The organism is Achromobacter sp. UBA2119 (assembly GCF_002331005.1).
In the GTDB taxonomy this organism is placed as follows: Bacteria; Pseudomonadota; Gammaproteobacteria; order Burkholderiales; family Burkholderiaceae_B; genus Achromobacter; species Achromobacter animicus.
Genome location: NZ_DCYD01000008.1, coordinates 211,821 through 227,064, shown reverse-complemented (window position 1 = coordinate 227,064; position 15,244 = coordinate 211,821). Strand labels below are relative to the sequence as shown.

Here is a 15,244-nt window from a genome sequence, read left to right as displayed (position 1 = left end):
GCCGCCGGGCGTGATCCGTCTTGGGGCAGGTTCAGGCCGGCTGCCAGCCGCGCACGAACACATCCACGGGTTGGCGCTTGCCGCCCGCCTTTTGCAGTTCAAGCAAACGCAGCACGCCCTGACCGGTGGCAATGTCGATGCCCGCCGCGTCGGCGCGCAATACGCTGCCCGGCGCGGCCGTGGTGGCCTCGTCCAGCGCCTGCGCACGCCAGACCTTCACCGCATCGGGCAGTCCCGGCAGGCGGATGCTGGCGCCGGGCACCGGATTGAAGGCGCGCACGCGGCGCGCCAGCAATTCGGCCGGCTGAGTGCAATCGAGCGCGGCTTCGGCCTTGTCCAGCTTGGCCGCGTAAGTCACGCCGTCTTCCGGCTGCTTGCGCGCGGTCAGGCCGCCCTTGGCCAGCGCGTCCAGCGCCTCGACGATGGCTTCGCCACCGGCCTCGGCCAGCGCGTCGTGCAACTGCGCCGCATTGGTATCGTCCGAAATCGGCACGATGCGTTCGAGCAGCATGTCGCCCGTATCCAGGCCCTCGTCCATCTGCATGATGGTGACGCCGGTGCGCGCATCGCCCGCTTCGATCGCGCGCTGGATCGGCGCCGCGCCGCGCCAGCGCGGCAAGAGGCTGGCGTGGATGTTCAGGCAGCCCAGACGCGGCAACTCCAGCACCCATTGCGGCAGGATCAATCCATACGCCGCCACCACCATGACATCGGGCGCCACGCTTTCCAGCAGGGCGCGCGCTTCGGCGGCCTCGTCGGGATAGCGGCCATCCAGGCGCAGGCTGCGCGGCTGAGCGACGGCGATGCCGGCGTCCAGCGCGGCCTGCTTGACGGGGCTGGGCGTGAGCTTCAGGCCCCGCCCCGCCGGCCGGTCCGGCTGCGTCATGACCAAGGGGATGTCGTGGCCGGCGGCCCGCAGGGCGTCGAACGCGATACGGGCGAATTCCGGGGTGCCGGCAAAAACGATGCGCATGAGGTGGACTGCTGAAGAGGTGAACGAAGGCGCGAGGGCGGGAATGGGCCGAAGTCAGGCCCCGGGATCAGGCGCGCAGCGCTTCCCGCTCCGCCTTCTTGAGCCTCGTTTTGATGCGGTTCTGCTTGAGGTTCGACAGGTATTCCACGAACACCTTGCCTTCAAGATGATCCAGCTCGTGCTGCACGCACACGGCCAGGAGGCCGTCGGCTTCGAACTCGAACGGCTTGCCGTCGATGTCCAGCGCCTTGCAGCGGATGCGCGACGCGCGTTCCACGTCGTCGTACACGCCGGGAACGGACAGACAGCCTTCTTCGTAGATCTTGTAGTCGTCGCTGCGCCAGGTGATCTCGGGATTGATCAGCGTCAGCAACTGATTGCTGTCTTCGGACACGTCGATCACGACCACGCGCTCATGCACGTCGACCTGGGTCGCGGCCAGACCCACACCCGGCGCGTCGTACATGGTTTCGGCCATGTCGCGCACGAGTTGGCGGATGCGGTCGTCGACCTCGGCAACCGGCTTGGCCTTTTTGTGCAAGCGCGGATCCGGGTAGCGAAGGATGGGAAGTAAAGCCATTGAATGGGGATGCCAGTAGGAATGCTTGTCCGAGAGTTTAATTCATTAGAGTCTTGATTTCTAATAGTTTTCGGCTAATTCCGGCATTGCGGACATTGCTACGGCACCCTTTTTTCGAGCATTCCGGCGACAGCTCGCTGCGCGCGTATCGATCCACCCGTCGCCCGCCGCGGCACACGACGCATGCGACACTCTCGGACCCCCGACGCGTTTTCCGCGTCCTTTTCCGCCCGTTTCATGCCGCTGACGCAATCCTCCGACGAACTCGCCGCCTGGCTGCGGTTGTCCATCGAACCCAACATCGGATCGGCCACCGCCTGCATGCTACTTAGCGCGCTGGGTCTGCCCGACCAGATCTACGCGCAGCGCGCCACTGCGCTGTCGCGGCACGTGCCCGAAGCGCTGGCGCGCCAGCTGGCCGCGCCCATGCCGGCCGACATGGCGGAACAGGTCGAGCGCGCGCTGGAATGGGTGCAGGCGCCCGGCCGCCACATCCTCACGCTGGCCGATCCCACCTATCCGCAAAGCCTGCTGACCATCGCCGATCCGCCGATCCTGCTCTACGTCGCGGGCGACCCGGCCTATCTGCAGGGACCATCGCTGGCGGTCGTTGGCGCGCGCAACGCCACGCCCGGCGGCCAGGAAAACGCGCGTGCTTTTGCGCGGCACCTTGCCGGCGCGGGCTGGCGCGTCGTCAGCGGCCTGGCGCTGGGCATCGATGCCGCGGCGCATGAAGGCGCGCTGGACGCGGGTCCCAAGGGCGCAGGCACCGTGGCGGTCATGGGAACGGGTATCGACCGCATCTATCCGGCCAGCCACCGCGATCTGGCGCATCGCATTGCGGCGCACGGCGCGCTGGTGTCCGAGCTGCCGCTGGGCACGGGCGCGCGGCCGCAACACTTTCCCAAGCGCAATCGCATCGTGGCGGGCCTGGCGCGCGGCGTGCTGGTGGTAGAGGCCGCCAAGCAGAGCGGATCGCTGATCACAGCGCGGCTTGCCGGGGAATGCGGACGCGAGGTCTTCGCCATTCCGGGCTCCATCCATTCGCCGCTGTCGCGCGGCTGCCATGCCCTGATCCGCCAGGGCGCCAAGCTGGTCGAGACGGCCATGGACATCACGGATGAATTGGGCGGCGGACCCACGCCGCCGCAGCCCGCCCGCAAGGACGCGCCCGCCGCGCTCCCAGCGCATCCCGTGCTGGACGCATTGGGCTTTGACCCGCTGCACCTGGATGCCATCCAGGCGCGCTGCGGGCTGGAAACCGCCGCCCTGCAGACGCAACTGGTTGAACTGGAATTGCAGGGCCGCATCGCCCGCCTGGATGACGGCCGCTACCAGCGTTTGCACTAGCACCGCAACGGGGCCGGATGCGATGGCGCTAATATGTTCGGCAGCGCCGCAGCCTTGTAGCGCCGGTCACCCAATACCGATACAGGAAGAGACATGGCATTGCCCTCCCGCGTGAAGATCGTCGAGGTATCGCCCCGCGACGGTCTGCAGAACGAAAAGGAATTCGTCGCCACCGACATCAAGGTGGAACTGGTCAACCGCCTGACTGCCGCAGGCTTCCCCAATGTGGAAGCCGCGTCGTTCGTGTCGCCCAAATGGGTGCCGCAGATGGCCGACGGCGCCGACGTGATGGCGCGCATCGAACGCCGGCCCGGCACCATCTACTCCGTGCTGACGCCGAACATGAAGGGCTTTGAAGGGGCGCTGGCCGCCCGCGCGGACGAGATCGTGATCTTCGGCGCCGCCAGCGAGGCCTTTTCCCAGAAGAACATCAATTGCTCGATCGCCGAATCCATCGCGCGCTTCGAACCCGTGGTGCAGGCGGCGCGCGAAGCCGGCATTCGCGTGCGCGGCAGCATCAGCTGCGCGCTGGGCTGTCCCTACCAGGGCGAAGTCCCCGTCGAAGCGGTGGTCGACGTCGCGCAACGCTACCTGGCGATGCAGGTCGACGAGATCGACGTGGCCGACACCATCGGCGTGGGCACGCCCAAACGCGTGCGCGAAGTCATGGCCGCCGTCACGCGCGTCGTGGACCCGGCGCGCATCTCCGGCCATTTCCACGACACCTATGGTCAGGCGCTGGCCAACATCCTGGCGGCGCTGGAAACCGGCATCTCCATCTTCCACACCTCGGTGGCCGGCCTGGGGGGCTGCCCTTATGCCAAGGGCGCCACCGGCAATGTCGCGACAGAAGACGTGCTGTACATGCTGCGGGGTCTGGACATCGATACCGGCGTGGACTTCGACGCCGTGGTCGACATCGGTCAATGGATGTCGGCGCATCTGAACCGCAAGGGCTCCAGCCGCGCCGGCAACGCCATCGCCGCCAAGCGCGCGGCTTGATCTGCGCCGCGTGACCCGCACCGCATGACCACGCAGAATGCCCCCTCCGCGCCCGAAGACCTCGCGGCGCTGCTCCGCGCCATCGGCCCGTTGCCCCTGGCGGGCCAGGCCTGGCCGGACTGGGTGCGCATTCTGACGTGGGTGTTGCTTGCCGTGCTGGGCGTGCAGGTCGTCACCACCGCGATCCGCGCGCCCTCGCAGCCTTTCGACACGCTCTTGGCGGTGGCCGTGGTGCTGTGCTTCGTGGCGCTGCTGTTCGTGTCGTGGCACATGCAGACGTCCATCACCACGATCGACGACCGCGGCATCCGCCAGACCTGGTTCACCCGGCGCGAAGTCGCCTGGGAAGACGTGCGCTTTGCGCGGTTTGTCCCCATGGTGTTTTCAAAGCGGCTCGTCGTGTTCACGCACCGTGGAAAGCCGGTGATTTTTCAGGGCGGCACGCGGGAACTGCGCGTGGCGTTCGTGAAGATCGCCCAGGTGTATCGGCGCGGTTAACCAACGCGGTCAAGCAGAAAAAACGCCCCGAGTCCGGGGCGTTAGGTCATACAGGGCGATCAGGCTACGCGCCGCACTGGGCGGGTAGCCGATGCCGCCAAATCATCGAATCGGCAACGCGTACATCAACCCGCCCTGCGTCCACTGCGCATTCAGGCCACGCTTAATCTTCAGCGGGCTGCCCTCGCCCACATTCCGCTCAAAACTCTCGCCGTAGTTGCCCACCTGCTTGACGATGTTGTACGCCCACTTCTCGTCCAACCCCAGGTTGGCGCCGCCACCCGGCGTCACCCCCAGGATGCGCTTGATGTTGGGGTTGGCGCTCTTGGCCTGTTCGTCCACGTTCTTGGACGTCACGCCGTATTCCTCGGCTTCGATCATGGCTGACAGCGACCAGCGCACGATGTTCAGCCACGCGTCGTCGCCCTGGCGAACGAACGGGCCCAGCGGCTCTTTGGAGATGATCTCAGGCAGCACGACGTAGTCGTCGGGATTCTGCAGCTTGGAGATGCGGATCGACGCCAGACCCGACGCATCGGTCGAGAACACGTCGCAGCGGCCAGACGCGAACGCGTTGACGACCTCGTTGAAGGTCTCGATGACGACCGGCTTGTACGTCACGTTGTTGGCGCGCGCCCAGTCGGCCAGCGTGTTTTCGTTGGACGTGCCGGTCTGCAGGCAGATGGTAGCGCCGTTGATTTCCTTGGCGCTTTTCACGCCCAGCGACTTGTGCACCAGGAAGCCCTGGCCGTCGTAGAAGTTGATGCCGGCGTGGATGATGCCCAGCGCCGTGTCGCGCTGCTGCGTCACGGTGGTGTTGCGCGTCAGCACGTCGACTTCGCCGGATTGCAGCGCGGTGAAGCGTTGCTGCGAATTGAGCGGCACCACCTTGATCTTGTTCGCGTCGCCGAACACCGCAGCGGCGATGGCGCGGCACAGGTCCACGTCCAGGCCCTGCCATTTGCCTTGCGCGTCAGGGGCGGAAAAGCCTGCAAAGCCCGTGGTCGTGCCGCACGCCACGGCGCCGCGCTGTTTCACGACGTCCAGCGTCGCCGCCTGCGCGCCCTGCGCGGCCGCCATCAAGAGCGCCGCGCCCACCAACCCTTTTGCAATGTTCATGACCTGGATTCCTTTCTGCTACCGGGCGCGAAAGCGCGCCAAGGCAAGAAGCTTATAGACATGAAGCGCCCCCGCCAAATAACGAGCGCTTATTTAGGTATGCCGCCGGCGGATGCCGGCGGCCTGCGCAGAAAGGATAGCAATGCGGGGCGGGCGTGGCGCTGCGCGCCGTCAAGCCGCCAGCGAGATCGACACCGGTTCGTTGGCCTGGCACGCGTCCAGCGCGCGGCCGAGGCGGACCATGCCCTGCGCGATCTGGCTTTCGTTCATGGTGGCAAACGACATGCGCATGGCGAAAAGATCGGCCTTCGCCGGGTCGGCGTAAAACGCCTTGCCCGGCACGTAGACCACCTCGTGCTCGATCGCGTAGGGCAACAGGCGCGTGGCATCCACGTCGCCCGTCAGCCGCGCCCAGAAGAACATGCCGCCCTCGGGCTTGCTGAAGGTGATGCGCCCGTCCAGTTCCCGTGCCAGCGAGTCAGCCATGGCCGCGCAGCGCAGGCCATAGGCAGCGCGGATGCGCGGCACGTGTTCGTCGTAGCGGCCGTTTGCCAGGTACTGCGCAACGATTTCCTGGATCCAGGCCGAGGACGCCATGTCGTCGGCCGCCTTGGCGCCGACGCAGCGGCGGCGGATCTCAGGCGGCGCGACCAGCCAGCCGATACGCAGCGCGGGCGCCATCGTCTTGGACATGCTGGCCATGTACACCGCCCAGTGGCGGGCCTCGCCCTCTGCCAATGCCGCGATGGGCGGCACGGCTTCGCCGGCGAAGCGCAGTTCGCTGTAGGGATCGTCCTCGACGATCAGGAACCGGTGCTTGACCGCCAGTTCAAGCAAGCGCAGCCGGCGCTCACGCGTCAGGGTGGCGCCGCAGGGATTCGAGAACGAGGCGACGACGCAGACCATCTTCGGTTTCACGCGCGCGGCCAGTTCGTCCAGTGCGTCCACGTCGATGCCATCAGGGCCCGACGGCACGGTGTGCACCGTGGCGCCCGTGTAGCGCAGGGCCTGCACGGAATTCGGAAAGGCCGGCGACTCGATGATGGCGTGATCGCCCGGCTGCAGCATCACGCGGGTCAGAAGCGCCAGCGCCTGCTGCGAGCCGCCCGTCACGACAAGTTCGGTGTCGGCATTGCAGTGCAGGCCGCGCGCCGCGGACAGGCGCGCCAGCTCATGCCGCAGGCTGGCCTGGCCGTCGATGTTGGAATACTGCAGGCAGGCGCCCAGCCGGGCCGTGACCTGCGACGACGCGATCGACAGGCCGTCGACGTCGAACAATTCCTGGGCCGGATAGCCGCCGGCCAGCGAAATGGTTCCCGGACGCATGGCGTAGGGCATGAGCGATCGGATGGGCGAGGCGGGGGGATTCAGGAAAGGCGTGGCGAAGACGTATTCGGGCGCTGCACTGGACATGGCGTGGGGGCTGATTAAGAGGGAAACGTGTCGCCCGAATGGGCGGCGCCGGACGGCATAGAACTTTGAAATATAAACAAATCTCCGCAAATTCTAAGCCTGCCGATCAGACAGGGTCAACGGCGGGATTCGGGGCGGCGGATACCCGCGCGGCGGCGGGCCCGAAACCCGTCCTACACTATGGGACTTCCTGTTTTTGCCAGAGAGCTGCATGACCGCCGAAGACACCATGGCCGGGCGCCTCGCCCAGATCCAGCAACGCATCCACGAGGCCTGCGAGCGCGCGGGCCGCGCACCGGGCAGCGTGACTTTGCTGCCCGTCAGCAAGACGTTCGGCGAGGACGCCATCCGCGAGGCGATGGCGCTGGGCCTGACGCGCTTTGGCGAAAACAAGACGCAGGAGATCCGCCAGAAGGCCGCCGCGTTCGAAGGCGACGGGCTGCAATGGGTGCTGATCGGCCACCTGCAGACCAACAAGGCCAAGGATGCCGCGCGCGACGCCGCGGAAGTGCAATCCCTGGACCGCGTGGAGCTGGCCGATGCCCTGCACCGCCGTCTGCAAAATGAGGGCCGCACGCTGGACGTGCTGGTGCAGGTCAAGACCTCGTCCGAGCCCAGCAAGTTCGGCATGGAGCCCGAGGAGGTCGGCCCCTTCCTGCGCCGCATTGCCTCGGAATACCCGACGCTGCGTGTGCAGGGCCTCATGACCCTGGCGGTCCACTCGCCCGATGCCGACGAAGTCCGCGCGTGCTTTCGCGCGCTGCGCGAGCTGCGTGATGGTCTGGTGCAGGAGAACATTCCCGGCGTGGCGCTGGACCGTCTGTCGATGGGCATGAGCGGCGACTTCGAACTGGCCATCGAGGAAGGCTCGACGGAGGTGCGCATCGGTTCGGCCATCTTTGGCACGCGGCACTATCCGGATCCGCAATAACGCGGACCCACGCGCACTTGTCGCAGCGGCAATAGGCTGGCGCGCGACGATTTGAGGGGGCCCAGATCACGGGCCCCTTTTTGCGTAGGCGCAAGGCATAATAGCCACGCAAAAAATATGCGGCGCAAGTTGACGTCGATCAACACGCGGACGCCGCGCTCACGATACCCCGCACGAGGAGACACTCCATGCACAAGCACGCAAAGCGCCTGCTGGCGCTTGCCGCCCTATCGCTGGCCGCCACCGCGGCCGCCGCCCAGTCCTGGCCCACGCAACCGGTCCGCTGGATCGTTCCCTACCCCGCCGGCGGCGGCACCGACGTGGTCGCACGCACGGTGGCCAGCAGCCTGGAAAAGACGCTGGGCCAGACCATCGTGGTCGAGAACCGTCCGGGCGCCGGCACCATCATTGGCGCCACGGCCATCGCCCAGGCGGAACCGAACGGCTACCTGGTGGGCACCGCCGACTCGGGCACGCTGGCCTTCAATTCGTCGCTGTACGCCAAGCTCTCGTACGACCCCGCCAAGTTCACCTACATCGGCGGCATCGCCAAGTTCCCGCTGCTGCTGGCCGTGAACGTCAACTCGCCGTACAAGACGGTCGAAGACGTGCTCGCCGCGGCCAGGAAGGAACCCGGCAAGCTGACGTCGGCCTCCGCCGGCGCTGGCTCGCCGCATCACCTGGCGCTGGAACTGTTCAAGCAGCGCACCGGCGCCAACGTGCTGCACGTTCCGTACAAGGGCGCCGCGCCCGCCATCCAGGATCTGCTGGGCGGCCAGGTGGACATGATGTTCATCGATCTGGGTTCGGGCCTGCCCAACGTCAAGGCCGGCAAGCTGCGCGTGCTCGCCGCCGCCACGCCCGAACGCGTGACGGTGCTGCCGGATGTCCCGACGATGGCCGAACAGGGCGTGGCCGATTTCACGGCCTACGCTTGGCAAGGCCTGGTCGGCCCGGCCGGTCTGCCTGACGCGGTGGTGAAGAAGCTGTCCGCGGATCTGGACGCCACGCTCAAGTCGCCCGCAGTGTCGCAGAAGATGCTGGACATGGGCGTCATCCCCATGCCGATGTCGGCGCAGGACTTCAAGACGTATGCCGATCAGGAGCGCAGCGCCTGGGCGGACGTCATCAAGAAGGCGAACATCAAGCTGGAGTGATCGCCCTCGGCATCATCCGTCAAGGCAAAAAGCCGCGGTCGACTGACCGCGGCTTTTTTTCATGGCGTAGACGGGGTCCTTACTAGAATCCGTTGAACAGCTTGTTCATATCGACACTGTTTTGCATGCTGCGCAACTGGGCCTCCCGCTCGCGTTGAGCGGCTTCGTGTCGCTGCGCTTCAGTGGGCGGGGCCAGGGTCACCGGCTTGCCCGTGCCTCGATAGACACGACGATAGCGCAGGTATCCCTGCGGCTCCCAACTGCCGGGCACCGGATCCACGCAGCCAGCCCAGCCTTGGGGATGGTCAAAGGGCCGAAAGCCCGCATAGGAATCGTGCGTATAGTTGGCAAACAGGTACGCTTGCGGCGTCAGATGCTCAGGGTTTTCAGGCGTGCCCAACACCGGGTGTGCCTTCAGGTGCGCCAATACGTTTTTGGCTTCGCTGGCCAGGGTGGAGCGACGCAAGAGATTGCCAAGCGCCACGCTGGCGTATAGCGAAGGACTGATCATGGCAGCCCTTTCGTAGCGTTGGACTTGCTCTTCGGTCTGGCCATCCAGCGCGGCGATGTCGCCCAGCAGTGTCTGGTTGGCGCCTTCCAAGTCCTGGAAGTCCTTGGGAAAGTTCGCTTGGGTACGCGATACCCAGGATAGTGCGGACGCATAGACGTCGCGTACCTGATAGCGCCAAGCCAGGTAGGGCAACAGCGATTGGGCAGTCGTCGCTGCGGCTGGGGTTGCCTTCATAAAGGCGGTGTAAGCGTTGAGGACATTGGGGTGGATGGCGAAAGGGTCGTAGTCCGCACGCCGGGCTAGAGCCTTGTCCAGCGGGACTTGCGCCTGCCTCGCCGCTTCGTACATCAGCGCCAAGGGTATTTGCGACAACATATCGTCATGCTGCCCACTGGGACCACGCCCCTGGCTACCCGGCAGGTAGCCCCCTCCCACATCGGAATGCATGCCAGGCAACGCGTATTGCTTGTGCTTTTCCGCAAGAATGCCATCGGAGCCGCGCACGCTTTCCAATGGGAACGAAGCGCGATTCTCGTGCATTGCGGTGTAGTGCACACATTGCACATGGCTTGGTACGCGCAATGCCGTGGCGCTGGCCCAGGCAAAGTGTCCATCGCCGCCGGCGCTATTAGGCAGGCCCACGGAAGCGACTGTGTCGAACAGCCCTAGAAAGCGAATGCGCGTGGGCACGCCACATAAGCGGTCGCCGTCCATCATCGCCAGCAACCAGTTGCAGAACACGCGGGCTTGCGCGGCGCCACGCGAAAAGCCGAATACATCCAACGTGATGTCCACCAGCTTCGGTTTGCTGGTGTTGGCTATCTTGTCCGCCAACGCCTGAGTCTCGCGCTGAAAAAAAGCTTCCGCATGAGCACGGGCGCCATTGCTGTCGCACAGCAAGCCGCCTTCGGTGCGCATGCCTACTGCATCCAGCGCCTGAACGTCCTGTACGCCTCCTTTCAGCGGCGCGTACATGCTGTGTCGTCGGTGGTATCCGCGTTTGCCGTTGCGACACAGGGCGAGGATGACTCCGTCGACATATCGATTGCGGCCGCTGCTGATCGACGCATGGATCACGTTCAGCACGCCAAGCAGCGCATAGTTCATGCGCCCATCGCCGCCCCGCCCCATCGCTGGGCCGAAAGAGGCGTAGACGTCCTCACCAATGTCTGGAAAGGGCGTGCCCACACCCGGAACATAGAGCCGGTACTTACCCTCGTATTCACGTTCCGGGTAAGCCCGGAACAGCCTGGCCACGTTACTGTCCTTGCGCGCCATGCGTTGAGTCACTCCTGGCCCGAGTCCCGGCTCGCATCCATCCGCTTCATTCCAATCCTGATTGTTGCCTGTGCCGTCGAAAAAGATGCCAATTTGCAGGTCTATCTCGCAGTTCTCCGAAGCCGGAATGCATTGCGGAAACATCGGCTCGATCCTCGGGGTTTGCCAGATTGGATGTGTTCCAAAAACCTCGTTCATAAATCATTCCCGTTATTACTCGTGATTTTTCGAGGGCACTCTCACTCGTCCAAGGATTCGATCAATATGGGTTCCGCGCCCACAGGACAGCGCGGCGACCACGCTCCGTAGATCCTGGATGGTCTTATTCTGGATATAGGGTCATGAGGGCCGGGGTAATCTACATTCCCATAGCCCGGACTGATATTCGAAGAGATGGCACGAACGCTTCCATCGGACAGGAAGTGGATATACAGACGTCCCGCCTGCTCGTAACGCTCCACGGGCACGCGACGTTCACGGCTTTCCCAGGTGCAGTCGCGCCAGTTGGTCACACCCCAGCTCACTCGCACGGTCAGGTCAGGCCGCCATTTCCGGGGCAGCTTCGCGCAGCAAACGATGCTGCCTCCTGTACCAGCCTGGTGCCCACTGACACCATTGACCCAAAAGTCCTGAACGCTCAGGTGATCGGCCAAGTGGTCGATGCCCGATAGGGATGCGGGCACCATGGCTTCCTTAGGTTGAACAACGTCGCAACCGGCCAAACCCAGTAGCAACACCAATCTCATCGTCAACCGCGTGGCGCAGTTCATATCAATTTGCCTCCTCCATCACAACGGGACCGCCGCGGGAAGGACATCGTTCGCCATAGTCGCCGTAGGCATGCCAGGGATTCTTGTCGGGGATGGGGTCTTGCGGGCCAAGGTATTCCTCGTTCCCGTACCCGGGACTGATGTTCGAGGAAATGGCGCGGACGCTTCCGTCGGACAGGAAGTGGATATACAAACGTCCCACCTGCTCATACCGCTCCACCGGCACCCGGCGCTCACGGCGCTCGCCACCACAGTCCCTCCAATTGAGGACATCCCACCCCACCAGCACCGTCAAATCAGCGCGCCATCGTCGAGGCAGCTTCGCACAGCACACGATGCTGCCTCCGGAGCCCGCCTGATGGCCGCTGGCGCCATCGACCCAGAAATCGGGAACGCTCAGATGGTCGGGCAGATGGTCGATTCCCGTCAGAGATGCTGGCACCACGTCTTCCTTGGGTCGAACGCCGTCGCATCCAGTCAATCCAAGCAGAACAAGCAATGCCATCGTCAGTCGTGCAGCGGCGTTCATATCAACTGGCCCCTTGAGTCGAAGACGCAGGGCCAAATGCCAGGATGCCGCGGACATCTCCGCTTCGGCTTGCCTGCCTTAACGCCGCCTCGAATCGGTCATCGTGCAACACTTGCGCCGCCGTCTGCCATACCACCAATACCGCTGACATCTTTACGGCCACGTCGTGCACCTGCAGTCGCCGGAGCCGTTCATGGACTTGTGCAGCCCAGTCAAGGCGTTGTCCGCTCGTGCCTTGCGCGGCTATGCGGTGGTTGGCGCGCGATGCGGCTAGAAAAAGCTCGCCGACTCGAGTGGCCTTTAGCATCCGGTGCCATTGTTCGGGCTGCAGATGCAGCGGCAGCGAATCGCCAGAATGCGCTGCCCGTACTGGATCTTGTCGCGCGCAACATTCCCTGCCTGCCATATCGTGGTGATGCCACGCCTGCACCGGACCCAGTACGGCCCGGCGTTGTTCGGAAGATAGCGTCTGCCAGACATTGGAAAACGCGCGGCCGTCGGCGAAGCGGAAGTAGTAGCGCTTGCCGCTACTGGCATGGATGAACCGCAGTTGTCGCAAGTGCTGCAAGACTTGCTCCATCGGGACCGAGCCGCGCAACACGCCATAGCCAAACATCACTTCCGGATTGCCGGCCGAAAGCTGATTCATCATCTGAACCACGGACTGACACGCGGGCAATAGCAGCGGACCAACACGGGCAGCCTGGGGGCCTTCGTCCTCGTAAAGCAGACGGATATCCGGTGCTTCCAGGATGCGATCGCGAAGCGCAATGTCATGCAGCAACGCGCCATCGAAGAGCAAATAGCTGTGCGTGGAGATGCTCATACGGGCACCACCGGGCCACCCGTTCGCGCGGCGCGCAGGAAGCAATCCAGGCAGAAGTCACTTTCCTCGCCGGCATTCGGTTTCCCTTCGATGGCAAAGGGATTGCCGTGGCCTGTTGCCACGCATTGCAGCGGTCCTTTCATCTGGACTTGCACCCCATTCAGCGTGATGCCGTCGGCATGCAAAGTGATGGCTCCGCCGGGGCCCTTTAGGCTGAACACCTCGCCGGCTTGCAACTCGATCACACACGAACGCCGGCGGATCGCCTGGCCCGCTTGCAGGTCCGCGTGGCCCTCGACAGTGTGTTCCTGGTGTCCGCCGATGCGCACCCAATGATTCGCCGCGGTCTTATCGCGGCGGTTATTGCCCACTTCCTCGGTACGGTCCTTGGTGGTGTAGATCGTGCGATTGCGCCCCACGGTCAAAAAGTCATCCCGCCCGATATCGTGCCGCCGGTCCTGGCCGACGGTGACCTGTTCGTCGTTGCCCACCGTCTCCTTGCGGTCGTGGCCGATCGTGATGGTTTCATCGTTCTCGACCTGCTCGCTGCGGTCGTGACCCACAAACGTCGACTCGTCGTTGTTGACATGGATGTTCTGGTCCTTCTGCGCGTGGACGTAGATTTCTTCCTGGTCCTTCTCATCCTCAAAACGCAGTTCGTTGAACCCCTCGCCCTTGTGGGTCTTGCTCTTGATCGTCATCCTGGTCTTGTGGCGCGGCAGTTCGTAGGGCGGCAATTGCAGGCGGTTGTAGACGCGGCCGGTGATCACGGGCTGGTCGGGGTCGCCGTCGAAGTAAGAGACGATGACTTCCTGACCGATGCGCGGGATGGCCATGTGGCCCCAGGTGGCGCCGGCGATGTTCTGCGAGACGCGAATCCAGCAGGAGCTGTATTCGTCCTCCGTGCCTAGCCGGTCCCAGGGGAACTGGACCTTCACCCGGCCGTATTCGTCGGTATAGATCTCTTCATTGGGCGGGCCGACCACCACAGCGTTCTGTGGACCGTCGATGCTCGGCCTGGGTAGCGGTTCCGCGCGCCATTCGGCGTCGTCCGGGACCAGCTCCGCCTCGTAGCTGTAGTGCGTTCCCAACTGGGCTTGTGCACTTTCCTCGGCCTGACTTGTATGTTGGATGCCACGGTGGACGATGCGCACCGGGCGCCAGCCGCGGTTCAGGTCTTCGCGCGGATGCCCAGCAAGGGTGAACGAAATGCCCGGCTGCAGCCGCGGGTCATCGCCTTCAACAAAAGCGACGCGCGAATCGCGGCGATGGCCGCGCAGGCGGTTCTCGGCGAACGGTCTGCCGGCTTCGTCGAATTTTGCGCGGGCCGGGTAGTCATAGCGTTCGTAGCGGCGGCCCTGATGGTCCAGATCTCGTCCGTCACGGCTGTGCTGGTGGGTGTAGCGCGGATGGTGGAAGGTGTAGTCGCGCTGGGTCTGGCGCGCGGTGCGCACGTTCTCGGTGTAGGAGAATCGCCGCAGCGCTGGCTGCGGCTGGTCGCCGCCGGGTGTGGGGTTGTACTGCACCAGCTCGTCGCCGACGCGGCCTTGAATGAACAGGCGGTCACTGTGGATAAGTTGATGGCCTTCGGCACCATGACGGAAGGAATAGAAAAATCCTTCCTCGCGCATGATGCGTTCGACGAAGTGATAGTCAGTGTCGCCCGCTTGCACGCAGTATTCGCGCGCCTGATGTTCGGTGGTGCCGCGCAGCTCGTAATCCTGGGTAAGACCATGCGCCTTGAGCACCTCCTCGGTGATTTGCGGCACGCTCTGGCGTTGGAAGATGCGCCAGTCGGAACTGAGCTTTAGCCGCGCCAGGCGCGGCTCGACAATCGCCGAGTAGCGCGTACGCCGAAAACCCGTGTCGCCCTGAACAAAGGAGGACACCACACCGTGAACATGGCGCACGGGGGTGCCGCCCTGCCAGATCGTCAGACACGCGGGACGGTCAAGCACTTGGCCAAAATCCACGGCGGGGTTGGCGCTGGACAGATCGACCGTAAGCAGAAACGTCTCGGAAAGCGCTTCGTGCAGATCGAACCGAACCACCTCGAACGCATCTGTCGCCGTACTGCCGATGAGATCGAAGGTGAATCGCAAATCAGATTGGACGGGCATGGCAAGCTCGGGGATGACCAGGGCCGTTGCCCGGTGTCAAGGTTGAGGAAACTGACCGGCGATTCGGGGCCTGCAATAGCCTGGTGCAGCGGCAAGCGCTTTTGTGCCGTGACCCGCGTCTGAACATGCCGCTGCGTCATCGGTGAACACAGGGCAACTATGCAAACTTCATGCCAGAATTTTCCGA

At 64.4% G+C, this 15,244-nt stretch carries 14 protein-coding genes; 5 read left to right on the top strand and 9 right to left on the bottom strand.

Annotated features, from left to right (window positions below):
- Window positions 1–31 precede the first annotated feature (31 nt).
- Both fmt and def read right to left on the bottom strand, forming a co-directional pair.
- Window positions 32–973 (bottom strand): methionyl-tRNA formyltransferase, encoded by a 942-nt coding sequence (gene fmt, locus B3098_RS04790; protein ID WP_279973814.1) that lies wholly within the window; start codon window positions 971–973, stop codon window positions 32–34.
- Between the two features lie 67 nt (window positions 974–1,040).
- Window positions 1,041–1,553, bottom strand: a complete 513-nt coding sequence (def, locus tag B3098_RS04785; protein ID WP_286892089.1) for a peptide deformylase — start codon at window positions 1,551–1,553, stop codon at window positions 1,041–1,043.
- A gap of 237 nt (window positions 1,554–1,790) precedes the next feature.
- Here def and dprA point away from each other — a divergent pair, with 237 nt between their 5' ends.
- The 3 genes from dprA (at window position 1,791) to B3098_RS04770 (ending at window position 4,403) form a co-directional block, all read left to right on the top strand.
- Window positions 1,791–2,903, top strand: coding sequence for a DNA-processing protein DprA (dprA, locus tag B3098_RS04780; protein ID WP_286892190.1), 1,113 nt, complete (start codon window positions 1,791–1,793; stop codon window positions 2,901–2,903).
- Between the two features lie 93 nt (window positions 2,904–2,996).
- Complete coding sequence (locus B3098_RS04775; protein WP_286892087.1) at window positions 2,997–3,905, top strand: hydroxymethylglutaryl-CoA lyase; 909 nt, start codon at window positions 2,997–2,999, stop codon at window positions 3,903–3,905.
- A gap of 24 nt (window positions 3,906–3,929) precedes the next feature.
- Window positions 3,930–4,403 carry a hypothetical protein gene (locus B3098_RS04770; protein WP_175122057.1) on the top strand — a complete coding sequence of 158 codons (474 nt, stop codon included), beginning with the start codon at window positions 3,930–3,932 and terminating at the stop codon, window positions 4,401–4,403.
- 102 nt (window positions 4,404–4,505) lie between these two features.
- Here the strand turns inward: B3098_RS04770 and B3098_RS04765 are convergent, their stop codons facing one another.
- A complete protein-coding gene (locus B3098_RS04765) occupies window positions 4,506–5,522 on the bottom strand; it encodes an amino acid ABC transporter substrate-binding protein (RefSeq protein ID WP_279973809.1) in 1,017 nt (338 codons plus the stop codon).
- Window positions 5,523–5,693: 171 nt separating this feature from the next.
- Entirely contained in the window at window positions 5,694–6,935 is a 1,242-nt protein-coding gene (locus tag B3098_RS04760) for a PLP-dependent aminotransferase family protein (RefSeq protein WP_175122055.1), read from the bottom strand.
- Window positions 6,936–7,146: 211 nt separating this feature from the next.
- Between B3098_RS04760 and B3098_RS04755 the strand changes: the two genes are divergently transcribed.
- Window positions 7,147–7,866 carry a YggS family pyridoxal phosphate-dependent enzyme gene (locus tag B3098_RS04755; protein WP_286892084.1) on the top strand — a complete coding sequence of 240 codons (720 nt, stop codon included), beginning with the start codon at window positions 7,147–7,149 and terminating at the stop codon, window positions 7,864–7,866.
- A gap of 188 nt (window positions 7,867–8,054) precedes the next feature.
- Window positions 8,055–9,023, top strand: coding sequence for a Bug family tripartite tricarboxylate transporter substrate binding protein (locus tag B3098_RS04750; RefSeq protein WP_286892082.1), 969 nt, complete (start codon window positions 8,055–8,057; stop codon window positions 9,021–9,023).
- 82 nt (window positions 9,024–9,105) lie between these two features.
- Here the strand turns inward: B3098_RS04750 and B3098_RS04745 are convergent, their stop codons facing one another.
- The 5 genes from B3098_RS04745 to B3098_RS04725 form a co-directional block, all read right to left on the bottom strand.
- The gene (locus B3098_RS04745; RefSeq protein ID WP_286892081.1) at window positions 9,106–11,010 is read right to left on the bottom strand and encodes a phospholipase effector Tle1 domain-containing protein; all 1,905 of its coding nucleotides are present in this window, start codon (window positions 11,008–11,010) and stop codon (window positions 9,106–9,108) included.
- A gap of 41 nt (window positions 11,011–11,051) precedes the next feature.
- Entirely contained in the window at window positions 11,052–11,498 is a 447-nt protein-coding gene (locus tag B3098_RS04740; RefSeq protein ID WP_255595289.1) for a DUF3304 domain-containing protein, read from the bottom strand.
- Window positions 11,499–11,583: 85 nt separating this feature from the next.
- Window positions 11,584–12,111 (bottom strand): DUF3304 domain-containing protein, encoded by a 528-nt coding sequence (locus tag B3098_RS04735; protein WP_286892079.1) that lies wholly within the window; start codon window positions 12,109–12,111, stop codon window positions 11,584–11,586.
- 1 nt (window position 12,112) lies between these two features.
- Window positions 12,113–12,937 (bottom strand): DUF4123 domain-containing protein, encoded by an 825-nt coding sequence (locus tag B3098_RS04730; protein WP_286892077.1) that lies wholly within the window; start codon window positions 12,935–12,937, stop codon window positions 12,113–12,115.
- Complete coding sequence (locus tag B3098_RS04725) at window positions 12,934–15,057, bottom strand: type VI secretion system Vgr family protein (protein WP_286892076.1); 2,124 nt, start codon at window positions 15,055–15,057, stop codon at window positions 12,934–12,936. The genes B3098_RS04730 and B3098_RS04725 overlap by 4 nt, the downstream gene beginning before the upstream one ends.
- Window positions 15,058–15,244: the final 187 nt, after the last annotated feature.